Origin of the sequence: Nocardia sp. NPDC049149 (assembly GCF_043197455.1) — a bacterium.
In the GTDB taxonomy this organism is placed as follows: Bacteria; Actinomycetota; Actinomycetes; order Mycobacteriales; family Mycobacteriaceae; genus Nocardia.
In genome coordinates this window covers 442,929-458,993 of the sequence record NZ_JBICTD010000002.1, presented here as the reverse complement: position 1 = coordinate 458,993, position 16,065 = coordinate 442,929, and the positions used below count along the sequence as shown (strand labels likewise).

Annotated in this window: 15 protein-coding genes; 5 read left to right on the top strand and 10 right to left on the bottom strand. The window is 69.0% G+C overall.

Annotated elements, in window-relative coordinates; all coding sequences use genetic code 11:
* Nucleotides 1-15: 15 nt before the first annotated feature.
* Nucleotides 16-1,278 (bottom strand): MFS transporter, encoded by a 1,263-nt coding sequence (locus tag ACGFNJ_RS07825; protein ID WP_393444664.1) that lies wholly within the window; start codon nucleotides 1,276-1,278, stop codon nucleotides 16-18.
* 286 nt (nucleotides 1,279-1,564) lie between these two features.
* Here ACGFNJ_RS07825 and ACGFNJ_RS07820 point away from each other — a divergent pair, with 286 nt between their 5' ends.
* Nucleotides 1,565-2,374: a VOC family protein gene (locus ACGFNJ_RS07820; RefSeq protein WP_393444662.1), complete on the top strand. Its 810-nt coding sequence runs from the start codon at nucleotides 1,565-1,567 to the stop codon at nucleotides 2,372-2,374.
* A 58-nt stretch (nucleotides 2,375-2,432) separates the two neighbouring features.
* On the opposite strand, the gene ACGFNJ_RS07815 is transcribed toward ACGFNJ_RS07820, so the two are convergent.
* The 3 genes from ACGFNJ_RS07815 to ACGFNJ_RS07805 all read right to left on the bottom strand — a co-directional run bounded on the left by ACGFNJ_RS07815 (nucleotide 2,433) and on the right by ACGFNJ_RS07805 (nucleotide 4,962).
* Nucleotides 2,433-2,996 carry a hypothetical protein gene (locus ACGFNJ_RS07815; protein WP_393444660.1) on the bottom strand — a complete coding sequence of 188 codons (564 nt, stop codon included), beginning with the start codon at nucleotides 2,994-2,996 and terminating at the stop codon, nucleotides 2,433-2,435.
* Nucleotides 2,997-3,148: 152 nt separating this feature from the next.
* Complete coding sequence (locus ACGFNJ_RS07810; protein ID WP_393444657.1) at nucleotides 3,149-3,796, bottom strand: response regulator; 648 nt, start codon at nucleotides 3,794-3,796, stop codon at nucleotides 3,149-3,151.
* Nucleotides 3,793-4,962 carry a sensor histidine kinase gene (locus tag ACGFNJ_RS07805; RefSeq protein WP_393444655.1) on the bottom strand — a complete coding sequence of 390 codons (1,170 nt, stop codon included), beginning with the start codon at nucleotides 4,960-4,962 and terminating at the stop codon, nucleotides 3,793-3,795. Before ACGFNJ_RS07805 ends, ACGFNJ_RS07810 begins: the two co-directional genes overlap by 4 nt.
* 213 nt (nucleotides 4,963-5,175) lie before the next feature.
* On the opposite strand from ACGFNJ_RS07805, the gene ACGFNJ_RS07800 reads away from it, so the two are divergent.
* A complete protein-coding gene (locus ACGFNJ_RS07800) occupies nucleotides 5,176-6,060 on the top strand; it encodes a sterol desaturase family protein (RefSeq protein WP_393444653.1) in 885 nt (294 codons plus the stop codon).
* 10 nt (nucleotides 6,061-6,070) lie between these two features.
* Here ACGFNJ_RS07800 and ACGFNJ_RS07795 read toward each other — a convergent pair whose 3' ends face one another.
* Both ACGFNJ_RS07795 and ACGFNJ_RS07790 read right to left on the bottom strand, forming a co-directional pair.
* Nucleotides 6,071-6,877, bottom strand: coding sequence for a nuclear transport factor 2 family protein (locus ACGFNJ_RS07795; RefSeq protein ID WP_393444650.1), 807 nt, complete (start codon nucleotides 6,875-6,877; stop codon nucleotides 6,071-6,073).
* 80 nt (nucleotides 6,878-6,957) lie between these two features.
* Nucleotides 6,958-7,926, bottom strand: coding sequence for an SDR family NAD(P)-dependent oxidoreductase (locus tag ACGFNJ_RS07790; protein ID WP_393444648.1), 969 nt, complete (start codon nucleotides 7,924-7,926; stop codon nucleotides 6,958-6,960).
* An 87-nt stretch (nucleotides 7,927-8,013) separates the two neighbouring features.
* On the opposite strand from ACGFNJ_RS07790, the gene ACGFNJ_RS07785 reads away from it, so the two are divergent.
* The gene (locus ACGFNJ_RS07785) at nucleotides 8,014-9,396 is read left to right on the top strand and encodes a TIGR01777 family oxidoreductase (RefSeq protein ID WP_393444646.1); all 1,383 of its coding nucleotides are present in this window, start codon (nucleotides 8,014-8,016) and stop codon (nucleotides 9,394-9,396) included.
* Nucleotides 9,397-9,398: 2 nt separating this feature from the next.
* On the opposite strand, the gene ACGFNJ_RS07780 is transcribed toward ACGFNJ_RS07785, so the two are convergent.
* The 4 genes from ACGFNJ_RS07780 to ACGFNJ_RS07765 all read right to left on the bottom strand — a co-directional run bounded on the left by ACGFNJ_RS07780 (nucleotide 9,399) and on the right by ACGFNJ_RS07765 (nucleotide 13,815).
* Nucleotides 9,399-10,667 carry a class I SAM-dependent methyltransferase gene (locus ACGFNJ_RS07780; RefSeq protein ID WP_393444644.1) on the bottom strand — a complete coding sequence of 423 codons (1,269 nt, stop codon included), beginning with the start codon at nucleotides 10,665-10,667 and terminating at the stop codon, nucleotides 9,399-9,401.
* On the bottom strand, nucleotides 10,664-11,389 hold the full coding sequence (locus ACGFNJ_RS07775; protein ID WP_393444641.1) for a DUF1365 domain-containing protein: 726 nt from the start codon (nucleotides 11,387-11,389) through the stop codon (nucleotides 10,664-10,666). The genes ACGFNJ_RS07780 and ACGFNJ_RS07775 overlap by 4 nt, the downstream gene beginning before the upstream one ends.
* Nucleotides 11,386-12,708 (bottom strand): NAD(P)/FAD-dependent oxidoreductase, encoded by a 1,323-nt coding sequence (locus ACGFNJ_RS07770; RefSeq protein WP_393444639.1) that lies wholly within the window; start codon nucleotides 12,706-12,708, stop codon nucleotides 11,386-11,388. The genes ACGFNJ_RS07775 and ACGFNJ_RS07770 overlap by 4 nt, the downstream gene beginning before the upstream one ends.
* 261 nt (nucleotides 12,709-12,969) lie before the next feature.
* Entirely contained in the window at nucleotides 12,970-13,815 is an 846-nt protein-coding gene (locus tag ACGFNJ_RS07765) for a MerR family transcriptional regulator (protein WP_393444636.1), read from the bottom strand.
* A gap of 218 nt (nucleotides 13,816-14,033) precedes the next feature.
* On the opposite strand from ACGFNJ_RS07765, the gene ACGFNJ_RS07760 reads away from it, so the two are divergent.
* Entirely contained in the window at nucleotides 14,034-14,597 is a 564-nt protein-coding gene (locus tag ACGFNJ_RS07760; RefSeq protein ID WP_393445888.1) for a lipocalin family protein, read from the top strand.
* Between the two features lie 141 nt (nucleotides 14,598-14,738).
* Nucleotides 14,739-16,064, top strand: coding sequence for a cryptochrome/photolyase family protein (locus ACGFNJ_RS07755; RefSeq protein ID WP_393444634.1), 1,326 nt, complete (start codon nucleotides 14,739-14,741; stop codon nucleotides 16,062-16,064).
* Nucleotide 16,065 lies beyond the last annotated feature (1 nt).

Below are 16,065 nucleotides of genomic sequence, written 5' to 3'. Positions count from 1 at the left end.
CTTTCTGATGTCGGTCTAGATCGCGTCCAACGCCCGCCTGCCGGTGCGCGGGCCCCATATCCCGACGAGCGTGACCATGGCGAGCAGTGCGACGGTGATGACCGTGAACACCAGACCTGGGCCGTTGGCGCGGTCGAGCAGCGGCAGCAACACGAACGGCAAGATAGCGGTGCTGACCTTCGACAACGAGTAGGTCGCGCCTGATGCGGTGCCGCGCACTGCGGTCGGGAACGATTCCGGAAGGTAGGCGTGCAGCGCGTCCGAGAAGACGTTGCTGGCGAGGGTGAACAGCGCGCCTGACAGCAGAATGATCGGCACGCTGGTGGCGAAGCCGAAAGCCAGGCCGAACAACGCCATCAGCGTCGCGGTCACCATCACGAGATGTTTGCGTTCGAACCGTTCCATCAGCGGGATGGCGAGCAGCGAGCCGAGGGGATAGCCGAGATAGGTGACGGCCAGATAGCTCAGTGAGGTCACTACTTCGAAACCCTTGCGGTCCAGCACGAGAACGGCCAGCGTGCCGAACCCGTAGTAGCCGAAGACCTGCAGGATCATCACCGCGGAGAACAGTGTGGTCCGGGCCCGGTACGGCGGCCGCACGATCGCGCTGAAGGGGACGGCCGTCGCCTTGGCGGCCTGCTTGGCGATCCAGTGCGGCGATTCCGGCATGTTCTTGCGCGCCACGACCACCACGGCGGCGCCGAGCCCGCCGATCACGAACAGCCAGCGCCAGCCGTCGACGCCGAAGGGCTGCAACGGAACCAGCCATTTGGCGAGGAACCCGACGATCGGCACCGCGCAGAAACCGATCGTGTACGCCATGGCGATCATCCGGCCGCGCACCTGCGGCGGCACCACCTCGGAGAGATAGGTGTCGGACACGGTCATCTCGGCGCCGATACCGAGGCCTGCGAGGAATCGCGTCGCCATCAGGAAGGTGATGTTGGGGCTGAACGCGCCGAGCAAGGTGAATCCGGAATACAGCGCGATATTGACCATGAACATGCGGCGGCGGCCGAAGATATCGGACAGTCTGCCGATCACCAGCGCGCCGAGGAATTGGCCCGCGAAGGCCGAAGCGACAATGCCGCTGAGCTGGAATGTGGACAGGTGCAGTTCTTGTTTCAGTACGCCGGTAATGGTCCCGGCGAGAAACAGCTCATAGAGATCGAAGAACAGTCCGGCGCCGACGAGTACAACCAATTTGCGATGAATGGGACGAACCGGCAGTTCGTCCAGCCGCAGACTTTCTCGCCCGAGGTCGGATGCTGTTGTCATTCCGCCATACTGCCGACGAACCAAGCACCCGACAACTATTTCGTGGTGCGCGACACGAGGTGTCGCGCACGGTTCATTCGAAACTCACCGAATGGTTGACCTGCCACCCTCCGGCCCGGTGGTTGTGGTGTCGCGCACCCGCGCTTACTGGGCGAGCGTCCAGGTCGCAACACTGTCAAGGCCACCTCGATTCCGCGCACCGCTGCCCACCCCGGGTGGTTGACTTGCCGTGCGCAGGCTCCGGCCGGTCGCACGTCAGCTAACCCGAGGTCAGGAGGCCACGGAAATGCCCACTCACGACGGAAGTTGGCCGCAGGGGACACCGTGCTGGGTCGACACGCAAGTCGACGACACCGCACGAGCCCGCGAGTTCTATGGCGAACTATTCGGCTGGGAAGTCCAGGACAGTCCGCCGGACGCAGGTGGCTATCTGCTGGCGCTACTCGGCGGCAGGCCTGCCGCGGGCATCGGGCCCAAGCCCGACGGCATGGCCATGCCGTCGGTGTGGACCACCTACTTCGCCGCGGACAGCGCCGACGCGATCGCCGAAAAGGTCACCGCGGCAGGCGGTGTGGTCTTCATGCCGCCGTTCGACGTGCTCGACGTCGGCCGGATGTTCGTCGGTGCCGACCCGGCGGGGGCGGCCTTCGGTGTGTGGGAAGCCAAGGCGCACACCGGTGCCGGGATCTACAACGAGCCGAACGCCTACTGCTGGAACGAACTGCACACCCTGCAGTACAAGCAGTCGCAGGAGTTCTACGCGGCCGTATTCGGCTGGAACTACACCGAAATCGGTGACGGCGCGAACTTCGTCTACTCCACCTTCAGCCTGACGCAGGGCGGCGACCCGGTCGGCGGCATGAACGATTCGGCCACCGGACCCGGCGGCGAGGACATGTCGTACTGGCTGACGTGGTTCCAGGTGGACGGCACCGACGCGGCCCTCGACAAGGGGGTGGAGTTGGGCGCGACCGTCATGATGGGCGCCCAGGACAGCCCGTTCGGTCGGATGGGCATCCTGCAGGGGCCGCAGGGTGAGGTGTTCGGCGTGATCGATACGACGAAGACGGTGGGCGAACCGCCTTCGGGTGCATAGCAATAGCGCACAACGAAGGGCCTGCACCTCGGTGCAGGCCCTTCGCTGCTGATCGACGCTATGACTTGGTGATCGGCGGGATCGCCGGGCGGGTGGTGCGCAGCGTCGCCTTGGCGGCGCGGTTCTCCGCCTCGGTCGCGGCGTTGGCGAGCTCGACGTTGTCGGGTGCGACGGCGGCTTTGTCGGCCGCCTGCATCGCCTCGGCGGCTTGAAAGGCGCCGAGGACGCTGTCGGCGGCCTTGCCGGTGGCGCGGATCGCGGCGTATGCGGCCAGGGCGGCGGAGGCAGCGGCGCGGGTGGCCTCGACGGTCGACATGGCCGCCTCGACCGTGGTCACGGCCGCCTCGGCCGGTGACGGCGCGCGGACTCTGCCGGTCTGGGCGGGTGTGGTGCCGCTCGGGGCCTGCTGAGTGGCGGTGTCGGTGCGGCGGGTGGCCTCGGCGCGGTCGCGCGCGCTCGCCGTCCGTTGCTTGGCCTGGTCGATCAGTGCTTTCTCGGTGGACGTCTGGGTGCGGGACGCGGGGGCGGCGGCATCGTGCGCGGCGGCGACCCCGGCCCCGGACAGCAACAGTGCGGAACACGCGACGACCGTGACGGCGGCACGGGTGCGATCACAACGCATAGCGCTCCATTCAAGAAGACTGGGCAGTCTGCTTCACCGTACGTCCACTTTGTCGGACTTTCGGGGACCCTGGCCGGGCGTGCCGCAGCGAGGCCCCGCTGACCGGGCGCGAGCTCGCGTCGCCGGACGCCCGGCCGGGCGAGACTGGAAAACTAGCGCGAAACCAGGCCGTGCTGATGCGCGTACACGACGGCGTGGATGCGATCGCGCACGCCGAGTTTCGCCAACACTCGGGACACGTGGGTCTTCACCGTCTCCTCGCCGACGCCGAGCCGCGCCGCGATTTCGGCATTGCTGTGCGCATCGGCGAGCAGCAGCAACACCTCCAGTTCCCGCACGGTGAGTTGCTCGACCTCCGGCGGGGTGCGCGGCGGGGCGAGGGTGGTGGCGAACCGGGCGGCCAGGCGCCGGGTCATCGACGGATCGATCAGGGCGTCACCGCGGGCCGCGATCCGGATGGCGGCGACCAGCTCCTCCGGCGGCAGGCTCTTCAGCAGGAACCCGCTCGCGCCGGCCTGCAGCGCACGGTAGAGGTTGGCGTCGCTGTCGTAGGTGGTCAGCACGAGCACCCTGGTGCCGCCCGCCGCGACGATCGTCTCGGTGGCGGTGAGCCCGTCCAGCTTGGGCATGCGCACGTCGAGAATCGCCACATCCGGCCGCAGCCGGAGGCTTTCGGCGATGGCGGCGCGGCCGTCGCTGACCTCGGCGACACAGTCGAGGTCGGCCTGGCTGTCGACCACCGCGCGCAACCCGGAGCGGAACATGCTGTGGTCGTCGGCGATCAGGACCCGGATGCTCATGCGCCCCCGATCGGCAGCGAAACCGTGGTGTGCCATCGGGTTCCTTCTGCGTCGGGTCCGTAGTCGAGCTCGCCGTCGAAAAGCTCGGTGCGACGGCGGATCCCGGCCAGCCCGCGCGGCACCGCGGTGCGGTCGGTCGCCGGTACCGGCGGCAGCGGATTGGTCGCCCGGATCACCACCCGCGTCGGCCGGAATTCGACGTCGAGCAGCGCGTGCTCGCCGTCGCCGTGGCGCAACGCGTTGGTCAGCATCTCCTGCACGATGCGATACACGGTGAGATCCAAGGACTCCGGGAGTTCGGCCGCCGAACCGTGCACGATCACTTCGACATTCAGCCCCGCGGTCCGCACGTAGTCGACCAGCCCCTCGATATCCGCGAGTCCGGGCTGGCGTTGCCCGGAGTCGTCGCGGCCGTGCAGGAGGTCGAGTTGACGGCGCAGATCGACCAGCGCCGCTCTACTGCTGGCCTCGACCGCGGTCAGCGACTGGGTTGCCGGGCCATTCGTGCTGTCCGCCATGGCCATTCGAGCCGCGCCCGCATGGATGCCGATGGCGCTGACGTGGTGGGAGATCACATCGTGCAGATCCCGCGCGATGGCGGCCCGCTCCTCGGCCACCGCGCGCTCGACCGCAACCTGATGTTCCTGCTTGCGCAGGCGTTCCCGCTGTTCCAGCTCGGCAAGGTAGGCGCCACGCGCCGCGGTGTAGCGGCCGACCAGCCACGGCACGCACCCCGCGGACACCGTCGAGGCGAGCAGCAGCCGCCAGTCGCGGGTGGTGTCGCGCACGATCATCAACTGGGAGAAGGTCACGCCGCCACACATGACGAGCATGGTCAACACCGAGCTCGGGCCTGCCAGCCAGGCGCCGGCCCGGTAGCCGGCCACCAGGAAGCCGACGTCGGTGATCCGCGCGGCGAGACCGTGGGTGTGCAGCAGCCAGGCGGCGAGCAGCCGGACCACGACCTGGGCCACCGCAACCACGCCTGCCGTGCGCGGCGGCGCGGCCAGCGCGAGATCACCCGCGACGATGCCGATCATCGCCGCGGTGGTGTGCCACGGTGCGTAGCTGAACATGCCGGACAACCACAGCACCACCCCGTCGATCACCGCGGCGACCACCGCGACCAGGAGTGACTGGCGGGCCAGCGATCTGCTCACGTCCACCGGTGCGCCACCGCCTTCGGGTCGTCGGAGCCGTCGCAGGCGATCGTAGCGAGATCGATGCCTCGGGTTCGGGATGCTGCCCGCTAACTCTGCCCGGGCGGCCGCGGTGTCGCGTCCCCCGTGCGGGGGACGCGGAATCCCTCGTCGGCGCGATGTTTCCGCAGGCCGCCGTCCGTATCGTCGAGAAGCACCGGCGACGGCGAAGGAGATCTCATGGGCCCGGTGGAATTGTTCAGTTACGCCATTCCGGCATTCGCGTTGTTCATGTTTGTCGAGTGGCTCGGCTACCGTCGCGATCCCGATCGGCCCGCGAATACCGCGTCCGGCCGCGACACCGCGTCCAATGTGGCGACGTTCGTCATCGGGCGGTTCGCCAAACAGGTGACGCAGTACCTGATTCCGTTCTCCACCGTGGTGCTTGCGGCCGCGATCACGCCGCTGCACTTGTCGGCGAAGTCGTGGTGGGTCTGGGTGCTCGGCCTGGTGGTCACCGATTTCTGCTACTACTGGGCGCATCGCGCCGACCATCGGGTCCGGCTGCTGTGGACCTCGCACAGCGTGCACCACTCCAGTGAGTACTTCAATTTCTCCACCGCGCTCCGGCTGCCGTGGTTCCATCCCGTCGCCAACATCCTGCGTGGAATGGCCTGGGTGCCAGCGGCTTTGCTCGGGTTCCCGGTCTGGATGATCTTCTTGCTGCAGAGCATCGGCCTGCTCTACCAGTTCCCGATCCACACCCAGCGGGTCGGCACGCTCGGCCGCCCGATCGAGTTCTTGTTCAACACCCCGGCGCACCACCGCATCCACCACGGCTCGAACCAGCCCTATATCGACAAGAACTACGGCGGCGTCTTCATCATCTGGGACCGTATGTTCGGCAGCTTCGCCGCCGAATCCGAGCCCATTCGCTACGGCCTCACCAAGAACATCGGCACCGACAATCCGGTGAAGGTCAACTTTCACGAGCTGGCCGGGCTCATTGGCGACGTGCGCCGCGCCACCACTTGGCGGGGCAGGCTCGGCTACATCTTCGGCCCGCCCGGCTGGGCGGAGCATCCGCAGGCGGCACCACGGGTCGAATCGGTGCAGCTCACCTGACGAGTCGATCTCACCGATGATCGAGGAAGAACCGGACGGCAGCGACGTGCGGCGAGCTCGCCGCGAACTCGACGAGCGCGACGCCCCGTGCGTCCCCGATCCTGACCGACGCGGTCACCGTGCGACCCGCGGCGATCAGCTTGCTCCACCGCATGGTTCGCGCCCGGTTGGTGAACTCCTCCACCGATACCGGTGTGCCCGCGGGCAATTCGACCACGGCGTAGTGGCCGAGCAGGCCGCGCACCCGGGCGATGTCGGTGCTGCCCGCCGCAGCGAAAAGCCGTTCGGTTACTCGTTTCCCGGTCCGGCCGACACCGCCGAGCGCGCGCAGCATGCCGAGCGCTCCGTCGACACCCTGATGGGTGATCAGTTGCGGACCGAGCTGCAGCGCCGCGCCGAATCCCCGTGGGCCGGTGCGCAACAGCTGCACGATCATCGGCGCCAGTTCCCAATGCGCGGCCAGGTGGGTGATCTTCCAGTCGCCGTCTTCGTCGGCGAGCTGGTAGCGCAGGTGCATCGGCACCGAGACCCTGGCGCCGGTCGCCATCGTCGTCTCGATGGTCAGATCGCGCACGACCGTCGGCGGGTGCACGATGTCGCGATCGACTCGGAAGGCGATGGTGTTCGGGGCGATGAAGGTCTCGTAGAAGCGCTCGATGGCCGCGCGGCCGACATGGGGACGGGACCCGACCGGGTCGTTGACCTCGGCATCGGCGGTGAACAGGTCGACCCATGCCGACTTGTCGTGTGCGGCGACCGCCCTGGGCGACGCCTGGACGGCGGTCAGCAGGTCCGCGGCCGAGGGCTCCAACGGCATGGCACGTTCCTCCGATGTCGACGATGACTCGACACATGGTAGAACAAGTTCCAGTTGGGGGATCGTGTTCCGGCACAGTCTCAGTCGACGTCGAGACCAGCGGCTCCCCGGCAGAACCGCCAGAGCCGGTCCCGGTCGCCGGGGCCGAAGTGGGTGCGGCGCAGGTAGTGCTCGGGGCGCACCCGCCGGTCGTGCCAGAACTGGCCGGACGGCAGCGTGGTCGCGGTCGCGGCCAACCAGACAGCGGTGTCCGCGCCCTCCTCGGGGCTGCGCAGCAGGGGGCCGGTGATCCGGTGGAAGAGCGGCAGCGAGGTGACGACGCCGGGGGTGTCGGCCCAGCCGGGGTGCATGCTGTGGAACGCAATGCCTTGTGGCGCATAGTGTTCGGCGAGCAGTGGAGTCAACGCCACCTGCATGCGTTTGGTGCGGGCGTAGGCGATCGCGCCCTGGTAGCGGCCGTGCCTATATTCCGGATCGTCGACGGCAAGCGGCTGGGAGTACATCCCGCCAGAGGACATCAGGATCACCCGGGCCGCGTCGGCCGCGCCGAGCAGCGGCGCGAGCCGTTCGGTGAGCAGCAACGGACCGAGCACATGGACGGCCAGCGTCAGCTCGTGTCCCTCGGCGGTCTCGGTGCGCTCGGGCGGCAGCAGGCCCGCGTTGTGAATCAGCACATCCAGCCGCGTCAGCCGGTCGGCGAGTTCGTCCGCGCAGGCCGTCACCGACTGCGGATCGGACACATCACACACGGTCACCGCGACATCGGCGCCCGGGTGGGCGGCCCGAATCTCCGTGCACGCCTGCTCGCCACGTGCCCGATCGCGGACCGCGAGCAGCACCGTGCCGCCGAGTCCGGCCAGTCCCGCCGCGATGGCCTTGCCGATGCCGGAGTTCGCGCCGGTCACCAGCGCGCTGCGGCCGTGCATGGCATCGGGCTGCGGATCGTCGGCGAGCCAGTGGCGGCGCCGCCAGCGGAATCCGAGTCGGGTGTACCCAGGCGCGATCGTCCGGTCGAGCAGAGTGTCGAACACGGCGGCCACAGCGGTCATGGCGCAATTCTCGTGCGCAGCGGCCGAATCCGCCAGTAAATGATGCATGAACGTTGCAATGGGGCGGTATCTCGCTAGAGTCGAGTAATGGGCATCGAGTGTTCGAGCGTTGTCGCGGCACCCAGGTCCGAGGTCTTCGAGTGGCATACCCGGGCCGGCGCGTTCGCCAGGCTCGCGCCGCCGTGGCAGCCGGTATCGATACTGGCCGAGGCCGATTCGCTGGCCGACGGTCAGGCCGTGCTCGGCTTGCCTGCCGGGCTGCGCTGGGTGGCCAGGCACGATCCCGACGGGTACGACCCACCGCGGCGGTTCGTCGACCACATCGCCGTCGACGGCGTGGCCTCGCTGCCCGCAACCCTGCTGCGCTGGCGGCACACGCACGAGTTCGAGGCCGTCGACGAGGCGCACACCCTGGTGCTCGACCGGGTCGCGTCGCCGGTGCCCGCGTTCGCCCTGCGGCCGATGTTCGACTACCGATACCGGCAGCTCGCCGACGACCTCGCCGCGCACGCCGACGCGGCGCGTGCGGGCTGGACGGCCAAGACGATCGCGGTGACCGGCGCCTCCGGTCTGGTCGGCGCCGCATTGACCGCCTTCCTGACGACCGGCGGGCACACCGTCGTCCGGCTGGTCCGGCACGCACCGGGTCAGGGCGAAAGGCAATGGGACCCGGACGATCCCGCGCCGGACCTGTGCGACGGCGTCGACGCCGTTGTGCACCTGGCGGGTGCGTCGATCGCAGGCCGATTCACCGAGGACCACAAGCGGGCCGTCCTCGACAGCCGCATCGGGCCGACCGAGCGCCTCGCCGCCGTCGCCGCGCGCGCCGGGGTTCCCGTCTTCGTCAGCGCGTCCGCGATCGGCTACTACGGCTACGACCGCGGCGACGAGCGGTTGTCCGAGGCGGCCACTCGCGGCGGCGGTTTCCTCGCCGACGTGGTCGACGCGTGGGAGACGGCCGCCAACAGTGCTGCCGCTGCCGGAGTTCGCGTGGTCACGGTGCGCACCGGGATCGTGCAGTCACCGCGCGGCGGTACGTTGCGACTGTTGCGGCCGCTGTTCGCGACCGGTCTCGGCGGGCGGATCGGCGACGGCGAACAATGGCTGTCCTGGATCGGGATCGACGATCTCGTCGACGTCTACCACCGTGCGCTGTGGGACAACACCCTGGCAGGACCGGTGAATGCCGTTGCGCCACAGCCTGTTCGCAACAGTGAGTACACCCACGTCCTCGCGAGCGTGCTGCGCAGGCCCGCGTTGCTTCCGGTGCCCGAGTTCGGGCCTGCGCTGTTGCTCGGCACACAGGGCGCCCAGGAGCTCGCCGCGGCCAGTCAGCGGGTGGTCCCCGCCGTGCTCGAGCAGGCCGGACATCGTTTCCGCGCACCGGATCTCGGCTCGGCGCTGAGTCATCTGCTCGGCCGAGACCGCAGGCTCGACCGCGGTCATCCCCTCGGCCCCGCCCGGTTGTGATCTCAGGCGGGCGCCTCACGGGTCAGCAGGATCTGGTGCACATCGAGGTAGCCGCACCGGAATCCGGCCTCGGCATACGCTAGGTACAGCCGCCACATGCGCCGGAAGATCGGATCGAAGCCGAGTTCGGCAACCCGGTCGGCACGAGCGTTGAAGCGCTGCTGCCATAGTCGCAGCGTGTGCGCGTAGTGATCGCCCATCGACAGTTGTTCGCGGACAACGAGTCCGGTGGTGCGGGCGGCGACATCGGCGAGCAGCCGGGTGGACGGCAGGAAGCCGCCGGGGAAGATGTACTTCTGCACCCAGGTGTAGGTGCGGCGGGTGGCGAGCATGCGGTGGTGCGGCATGGTGATCGCCTGGATCACCGCGCGTCCGCCGGGGGCGAGGACCCGGTCGATGGTTTCGAAGAAGGTGTCCAGGTACTCGTACCCGACGGCCTCGATCATCTCCACCGAGACCACCGCATCGAATTCTCCTGTCACCCTGCGATAGTCGAGGAGATCGATGGTGACCTGCTCGGACCGGCCCGCGGCGGCGATCCGCCCTAGCGCAAGCGCACGCTGCTCGGTCGACAGCGTCACCGAGCGCACCGTCGCGCCACGGGCGGCCGCGCGCAGCGCCAATTCGCCCCAGCCGGTGCCGATTTCGAGGAGCCGGGTGCCGGGGCCGACGCCCGCGCAGTCGAGAATGCGGTCGATCTTCGCGCGCTGGGCGGTGGCGAGGTCGGCCCAGCGCGGCGGCGGCGCGGTGGCCGGGAACAGCGCGCCGGAGTAGGTCAGCGTCTCGTCGAGAAACAGTTCGAAGAGATTGTTGGACAGGTCGTAGTGCCTGGCGATGTTGCCCCGGGTGTTGGCTTCGGCATTGCGTTCGGCGGCGGGCTGTTTCGCGACGTAGAGGCGGCGCAACGCGCGCAGCGGTGCGGGCACCAGCGTCTCGATGTTCGCGGCGAACACGGTGAGGGTGGCGGCCGGATCCGGCGCGGACCAGTCGCCTGCCATGTAGGCCTCGCCGAAGCCGATCAGTCCGCTGACACCCAGGCGCGCGGCGAAATCGGCGGGGCGGTGCAGGATCAGCCGCGGCGCATCCGCGGCGCCACCGCCGATCGTCGTCCCGTCCGGATAGTCGACCAGGATCGGCAGCCTGCGGGCGGCCCGGCGGAACAGTCGGTCCGCCACCAGCGCGGCGAGGGCGGCCCCGGTGCCACTCGGGACGTGCTCGACATCGGGCCACGAGGTCGAGGGGCGAATCGTGACGTGCGTGTGGCTGCTCACCGCGAAGACTCCTCGAAGTGTTCGACCGGTCGGGGGACAGGGCGCAGGCCGCGTGCCAGGAGATGCACGCCGTGCCTGCGGATCAGCGCCGAGACCACAAGCGGGGCAAGGGGTACTGCCACTGTCGCGCGCAGGATGGTACGGACGGTGGCCGGTTGGCAACGACCGGTCATCGAGGCGGCGAAGATCGGCTGGTCGTCGTGCAGCGCGACGGAAACCCGCAGGCGATCGGTGGGTTCGGGCACGCGCAGTCGATATTCGCCGCGCACCTCGTTGAACGGGGAGACGTAGAACTGCTTGTCGGTGCTCGCCCTGCCGTGCCGGTCGGGACGAACCAGGTAGCAGTGCCGCTGGCGGTAGGTGTTGTGCACCTCCGCGAGGACGCAGACCAGGGCGCCTGCGCGGTCGTGACACCAGAACAGGCTGAGCGGGTTGAAGACATAACCGAGCACGCGCGCGTTGGCGAGCATGGTGACCCGGCCGCCCGCGAGGTCGATGCCGTGCTCGCCCAGGTAGTCGTCGATGTTCGCGCGCAGGGTGCGGGCCGGATCACCGAGATGGTCGGCGGCGTGGAACCCGGCCAGCGGGCGCAGCCACCGCGGCAGCCGCGGCAGGTCGTCGAGGTCGACCAGCCAGCTGTAGCTGCGATAGCGGAACTCGTGGTGCAGCGGGCTGCGCCGGACGTGGTGGATCCGGGTGCGGACGATCTGTGCGCTGTTCACGAGGTAGGCACGGCCGCGACAGTAGTGGTGTGCCAGCGGGCGCCGAGCCGGGTTGCGGCACGCAGCCCGGCGAGCGCACCGTCCTCGTGGAAGCCCCAGCCGTGGTAGGCGCCTGCGAAACGCACACGCGCACAGCCGATCTCGCCCAGCCTGCGCTGCGCGGCCAGCGAGGTGACGGTGTAGCGCGGATGCTGGTACACCATCCGATCGATGACCTGGTCTTGATCGACGCGGTCGCCGTCGCCGAGCGTGGCGAGGAACCGTCGATCGCCGTCGAGCCGCTGCAGCCTGCTCAGGTCGTAGCTGACCAGCACCCGGTCCGGCTGCGCTGCGCAGGACGGCAGTCGGTAGTTCCAGGACGCTCTGGCCCGCTCCGCGCGCGGCAGCACTGAGGTATCGGTATGCAGCACAGTGTGATTCACCGAATACGGCATGGCGGACAGCACTGTGCGCTCGGCGTCGGTCGGCTCGGCGAGCAGCCGCAGCGCCTGATCGGGATGGGTGGCGACGACCGCGCCGTCGAACACTCTGACCTCGTCCGCGTCGTCACGGACCGCGACGCTGTCGGCGAGCCGATGCACCGCCCGTACCGGCGTGCCGATCAGCACGGTGTCCAGTCGGTCGGTGATCGCGCGGACATAGGTCGCCGAGCCACCGGTCACGGTGCGCCAGGTGGGGGAGTCGAACACCGTCAGCATGCCGTGGTGGTCGAGGAAGGTGAACAGGTATCTGGCCGGGTAGCGCAACGCGGTGGCCGGATCGCACGACCACACCGCGGCGACGAGCGGGACGAGGAAGTGCGTGACGAAGTAGTCGGTGAAGCCGGTGGCGAAGACGAATTCGCCTAGCGTGCGGCCGGTTTCGGTGTCTCGCGCCAGTTCGGCGCGCGCCAGCCGGTGGAACCGGGGCACCTCGGCGAGCAGCCGCAGGTAGCGGCCGCGGGTGAGCGATCGTGGCGTGGCGAACAGTCCGCCGAGCCCACGGGCGCCCGCGTATTCCAGCCCGCAGCCGTCGCAGCGCACCGACATGCTCATGTCCGAGTCCTGCGTAGCGATGCCCAGTTCGCGGAACAGGCGCAGCAGCGTCGGATAAGTGCGGTCGTTGTGCACCAGAAAACCGGTGTCGACGCCGATCGTCGCACCATCGCTCGCGGTGACCGTATGGGTGTCGGCATGACCGCCGAGCCGGTTATCCGCTTCGTAGAGGGTCACTTCGGCGGATCCGGACAGCACCCATGCTGCGGTCAATCCGGCCACTCCGCTGCCGATGACCGCGATCCGTCGCACGCCACCGGATCGTGGCGCGGTGGGCTGGTCCATGAGGGTCCTCCTCGCTGCCGGTCGTCTCCGTGCGAAGTGCCGAATGCTTGCCATCGCGCTAGGTCGCACCGGCAGCGATGGTGTTCCGGCTCTTCGCGCCGACAACCTATTGCGTCGATTATGCATCGTTTGGTGGATCGAGCAACACCAGGTGCCCGGCAGTAGCGCCCGGCATGATCGATCGTGGGAAGGAGTTCGCCCTGCTGCTCGCCGCGGATTGCTCGGGGTGTCGAGAAGCGCAGTCCGCGACGTCCGGGCAGGTCAGAGCAGCTGATCCACCGCGTCGGTGAGGCTGGCCACGCGGCGGGCCGCGGCGGGTAGGAGCACCGCATCCCAGCCGGGACCGCCGACGAACACCCGCGAGCCCGCGTCGAGGCAGGCGACTACCGCCGAGGTCAGCGCGGTCGATTCCTGCTGTGACCACAGCACGACCGCGGCGGGTTGCGCGTGCCTGGCGAGGCTGTCGGTCAGCGCGCCGGTGGGCACGTCCGCGCCGAGCATGTGCGCGCCGACGCCGCGCTCGGCCAGTGCCGCACGCAGCACTTCCAGTGGTAGCGCGTGGGTTTCGCCGCTGGTGCAGGCCAGCACCACCGAGGTGGGCGCCGCGGTTTCGGGTGGCGGATTGGTGCGATGCAGCACCGAGGTGATGCACCACGAGAGCAGATGTTCGACGTCGATGCAGCCTTCGCCCGCGCCCTGGCGCGCAACGATGTCGGCGAAGGCGGGGCGGCACAACCGATCCCAGGTCTCGACAACGCCGAAGCTGCGAAAGTGGGCGTCCAGGTAGGCGGTTGCCGCCCTGGTCTCCAACGCGAAGGCGGCGGCGAGCAGTGGGAACCGGTCGCCGAGCAACGGTGCCGGCCCGCGCACGGCGGCCGCGGCGCCTGCCGGGCTCGCGCCCTCGTTGATGAGCGTGAGCATGCGTTCGAGCAGCGCGATATCGGCCGCGGTGTAGAGGCGATGCTTGCCCGGCCGATCCTGGGGCGGGCCGATGTCGTAGCGGCGGTTCCAGCTCCGCAGCGTCGCCGTCGGGATGCCGAGGCGCTCGGCAACCGCGCGCACCGTGTATCCGGCCGCGGCGGAGGCGGGAGCGGAACCGGCGGGCATTGCCCTATTCTGCCTGGTCCCGATCGCCCGATTCAGCATGCCCGGGCGGCCGCGCGTCGTGCGGAGCGTCTGGTGCTCTGGCCATGGTGATCAACGCCTTGTTCGCCATTTGCATCAATTGTGCATCGTTGTCCGCTAGTATGGCGGATGTCGTCGATTTCCGAGGAGCTCGCGTGACATCTCGAACCCAGCGATTTCGCCTTAGCCTGTTCGTTGCCATGATCGCAACGGCCGTCGCAACCATGAGCGGCAGTGCCCAGGCGGCGCCCGGCGCGGCACCGGCGCCGGTGTCGTCGCTCGACCTGAATCGATACCTCGGCACCTGGCAGCAGTTGGCGGCGATACCGCAGTACTTCAATCTGGTCTGCGCCCGCGACACCCAGGCGAACTACGCGCTCGACCCGCGTGGCAATGTCGCGGTGCGCAATACCTGCACCACGTGGTCGAACACGAACAACGAAATCACCGGCACCGCAACGGTCAACGACCGGATCACCGGTGCGCAGCTGCACGTCAGCTTTCCCGGTGTGCCCACCCAAGACCGGATAGACGGACCGACCAACTACATCGTCACCGCGCTCGGGCCGGACTACTCGTGGGCGGTCGTCACCGATCCGAGCAGGCGGTCCGGGTTCGTGCTCGCTCGCGCGCCACGGCTCGATCCGGTCGAGTGGGCCACGGTGCGGACGGAAATCGTTGCGGCAGGGCAGGATCCGTGTCTCTACCTGACCTCGCCGACCACCGGTGGCCTCGCGGACATCGTGCCGCTGTGCACGGTGTAGGTCTTGCGCCACTGAGCTCGCCGGCGCCCGCGAGGGTTGCGTCGACGGTGCGGGCTTGAGCCGCCCACGACGCCGTGGCGCCACCCTCGTGGGTGCCGGAATGGCTGTGTATCAGTTGCTTTCGCGATCGAAGAGGAGCAGATGACCGTCACCATCGCGCTGTTCACCCGGGATCTGCGGGTGCACGACAACCCGGTGCTCACCGCGGCTCACCGCGAAGGCGCCGCCGTGGTACCGCTTTTCGTCCTCGACGAGACGATCCTGGCCGGCCGCTTCGCGGCGCCGAACCGGGCCCGTTTCCTCGCCGCCGCGCTCGGTGAGCTCGACGCCGAACTGCGTTCCGTCGGCGGCAGACTGGTGGTGCGGCGCGGCGATGTCGTCGAGGCGGTCGCCGAGGTGGCGGCTCAGGTGCATGCCGACAGCGTGCATATCGCGGCCGACGTCAGCGGATACAGCCGCAGGCGCGAACAGGCACTGCGGGAACGGTTGGGGCAACGGGGCTGTCTGCTGCACACCCACGTCGCGTCGATCACGGCCGCCGACCCCGAGGTGCTCGTCCCGTCCACCGGGCGTGACCATTTCGCGGTGTTCACCCCGTATTTCCGGCGGTGGACGGAGGCGCACCAGCGTAAGCCGCTCGGCAAGCCGCGTGCGCTCACCATGCCTCCGGTGTCGAGTGATCCGCTGCCGGAGGCCGAGCAGCTCTGCGCGGGGCCGACGTCGCCGGAGCTGGCCGTCGGCGGCGAGACGACGGGGCGAAAGATGCTGCGGGACTGGCTGTCCGGTCCGGTCGACGACTACGAAGAGCGCAACGACGACCTCGCCGCCGATGCCACCTCGCGGCTGTCGCCGTACCTGCACTTCGGTTGCGTGTCTCCGGTGGAGCTGGTGCACCGAGTCGACATGTCGACGGCGGGCGGCCACGCATTCGCCCGCCAATTGGCGTGGCGGGACTTCCATCATCAGCTGCTCGGCGCCCGGCCGGACGCGGCATGGTCGGATTACCGTGCCAGGCAGTTCGATTGGCGCGACGATCCGGAAGCGGCCGAGGCCTGGCGCGCGGGACGCACCGGATTCCCGATCGTCGACGCGGGCATGCGGCAACTGCGGGCGGAAGGGTGGATGCCCGGCCGGGCCAGGCTGATCGCCGCCAGCTTCCTGGCGAAATCGCTGCGGGTGGACTGGCGCGTCGGCGCGGCACATTTCCTGCACTGGCTGGTCGACGCGGATCTTGCCAACAACCAGCTCAATTGGCAGTGGGTGGCCGGTACCGGCACCGACACCAGGCCGAACCGGGTGCTCAACCCGCTGCGTCAGGCCAAACGCTACGACGTGGACGGCACGTACGTGCGCCGCTGGATTCCCGAACTCGCGCATCTCGACGGCGCCGCGGTGCACACGCCGTGGCGCGCGGGTGTCGATCCTGCCGAGTATCCCGGGCCGATCATCGAGTGCGTCGGGATGTAGC

Excerpts from the sequence above, each read along its gene's own strand:
- ACGFNJ_RS07785 (WP_393444646.1), top strand. The coding sequence starts at position 8,014 with ATGGGCATCGAGTGTTCGAGCGTTGTCGCGGCACCCAGGTCCGAGGTC.
- ACGFNJ_RS07770 (WP_393444639.1), bottom strand. The coding sequence starts at position 12,708 with ATGGACCAGCCCACCGCGCCACGATCCGGTGGCGTGCGACGGATCGCG.
- ACGFNJ_RS07755 (WP_393444634.1), top strand. The coding sequence starts at position 14,739 with ATGACCGTCACCATCGCGCTGTTCACCCGGGATCTGCGGGTGCACGAC.
- ACGFNJ_RS07800 (WP_393444653.1), top strand. The coding sequence starts at position 5,176 with ATGGGCCCGGTGGAATTGTTCAGTTACGCCATTCCGGCATTCGCGTTG.
- ACGFNJ_RS07815 (WP_393444660.1), bottom strand. The coding sequence starts at position 2,996 with ATGCGTTGTGATCGCACCCGTGCCGCCGTCACGGTCGTCGCGTGTTCC.
- ACGFNJ_RS07765 (WP_393444636.1), bottom strand. The coding sequence starts at position 13,815 with ATGCCCGCCGGTTCCGCTCCCGCCTCCGCCGCGGCCGGATACACGGTG.
- ACGFNJ_RS07820 (WP_393444662.1), top strand. The coding sequence starts at position 1,565 with ATGCCCACTCACGACGGAAGTTGGCCGCAGGGGACACCGTGCTGGGTC.
- ACGFNJ_RS07795 (WP_393444650.1), bottom strand. The coding sequence starts at position 6,877 with ATGCCGTTGGAGCCCTCGGCCGCGGACCTGCTGACCGCCGTCCAGGCG.
- ACGFNJ_RS07825 (WP_393444664.1), bottom strand. The coding sequence starts at position 1,278 with ATGACAACAGCATCCGACCTCGGGCGAGAAAGTCTGCGGCTGGACGAA.
- ACGFNJ_RS07810 (WP_393444657.1), bottom strand. The coding sequence starts at position 3,796 with ATGAGCATCCGGGTCCTGATCGCCGACGACCACAGCATGTTCCGCTCC.
- ACGFNJ_RS07790 (WP_393444648.1), bottom strand. The coding sequence starts at position 7,926 with ATGACCGCTGTGGCCGCCGTGTTCGACACTCTGCTCGACCGGACGATC.
- ACGFNJ_RS07760 (WP_393445888.1), top strand. The coding sequence starts at position 14,034 with ATGATCGCAACGGCCGTCGCAACCATGAGCGGCAGTGCCCAGGCGGCG.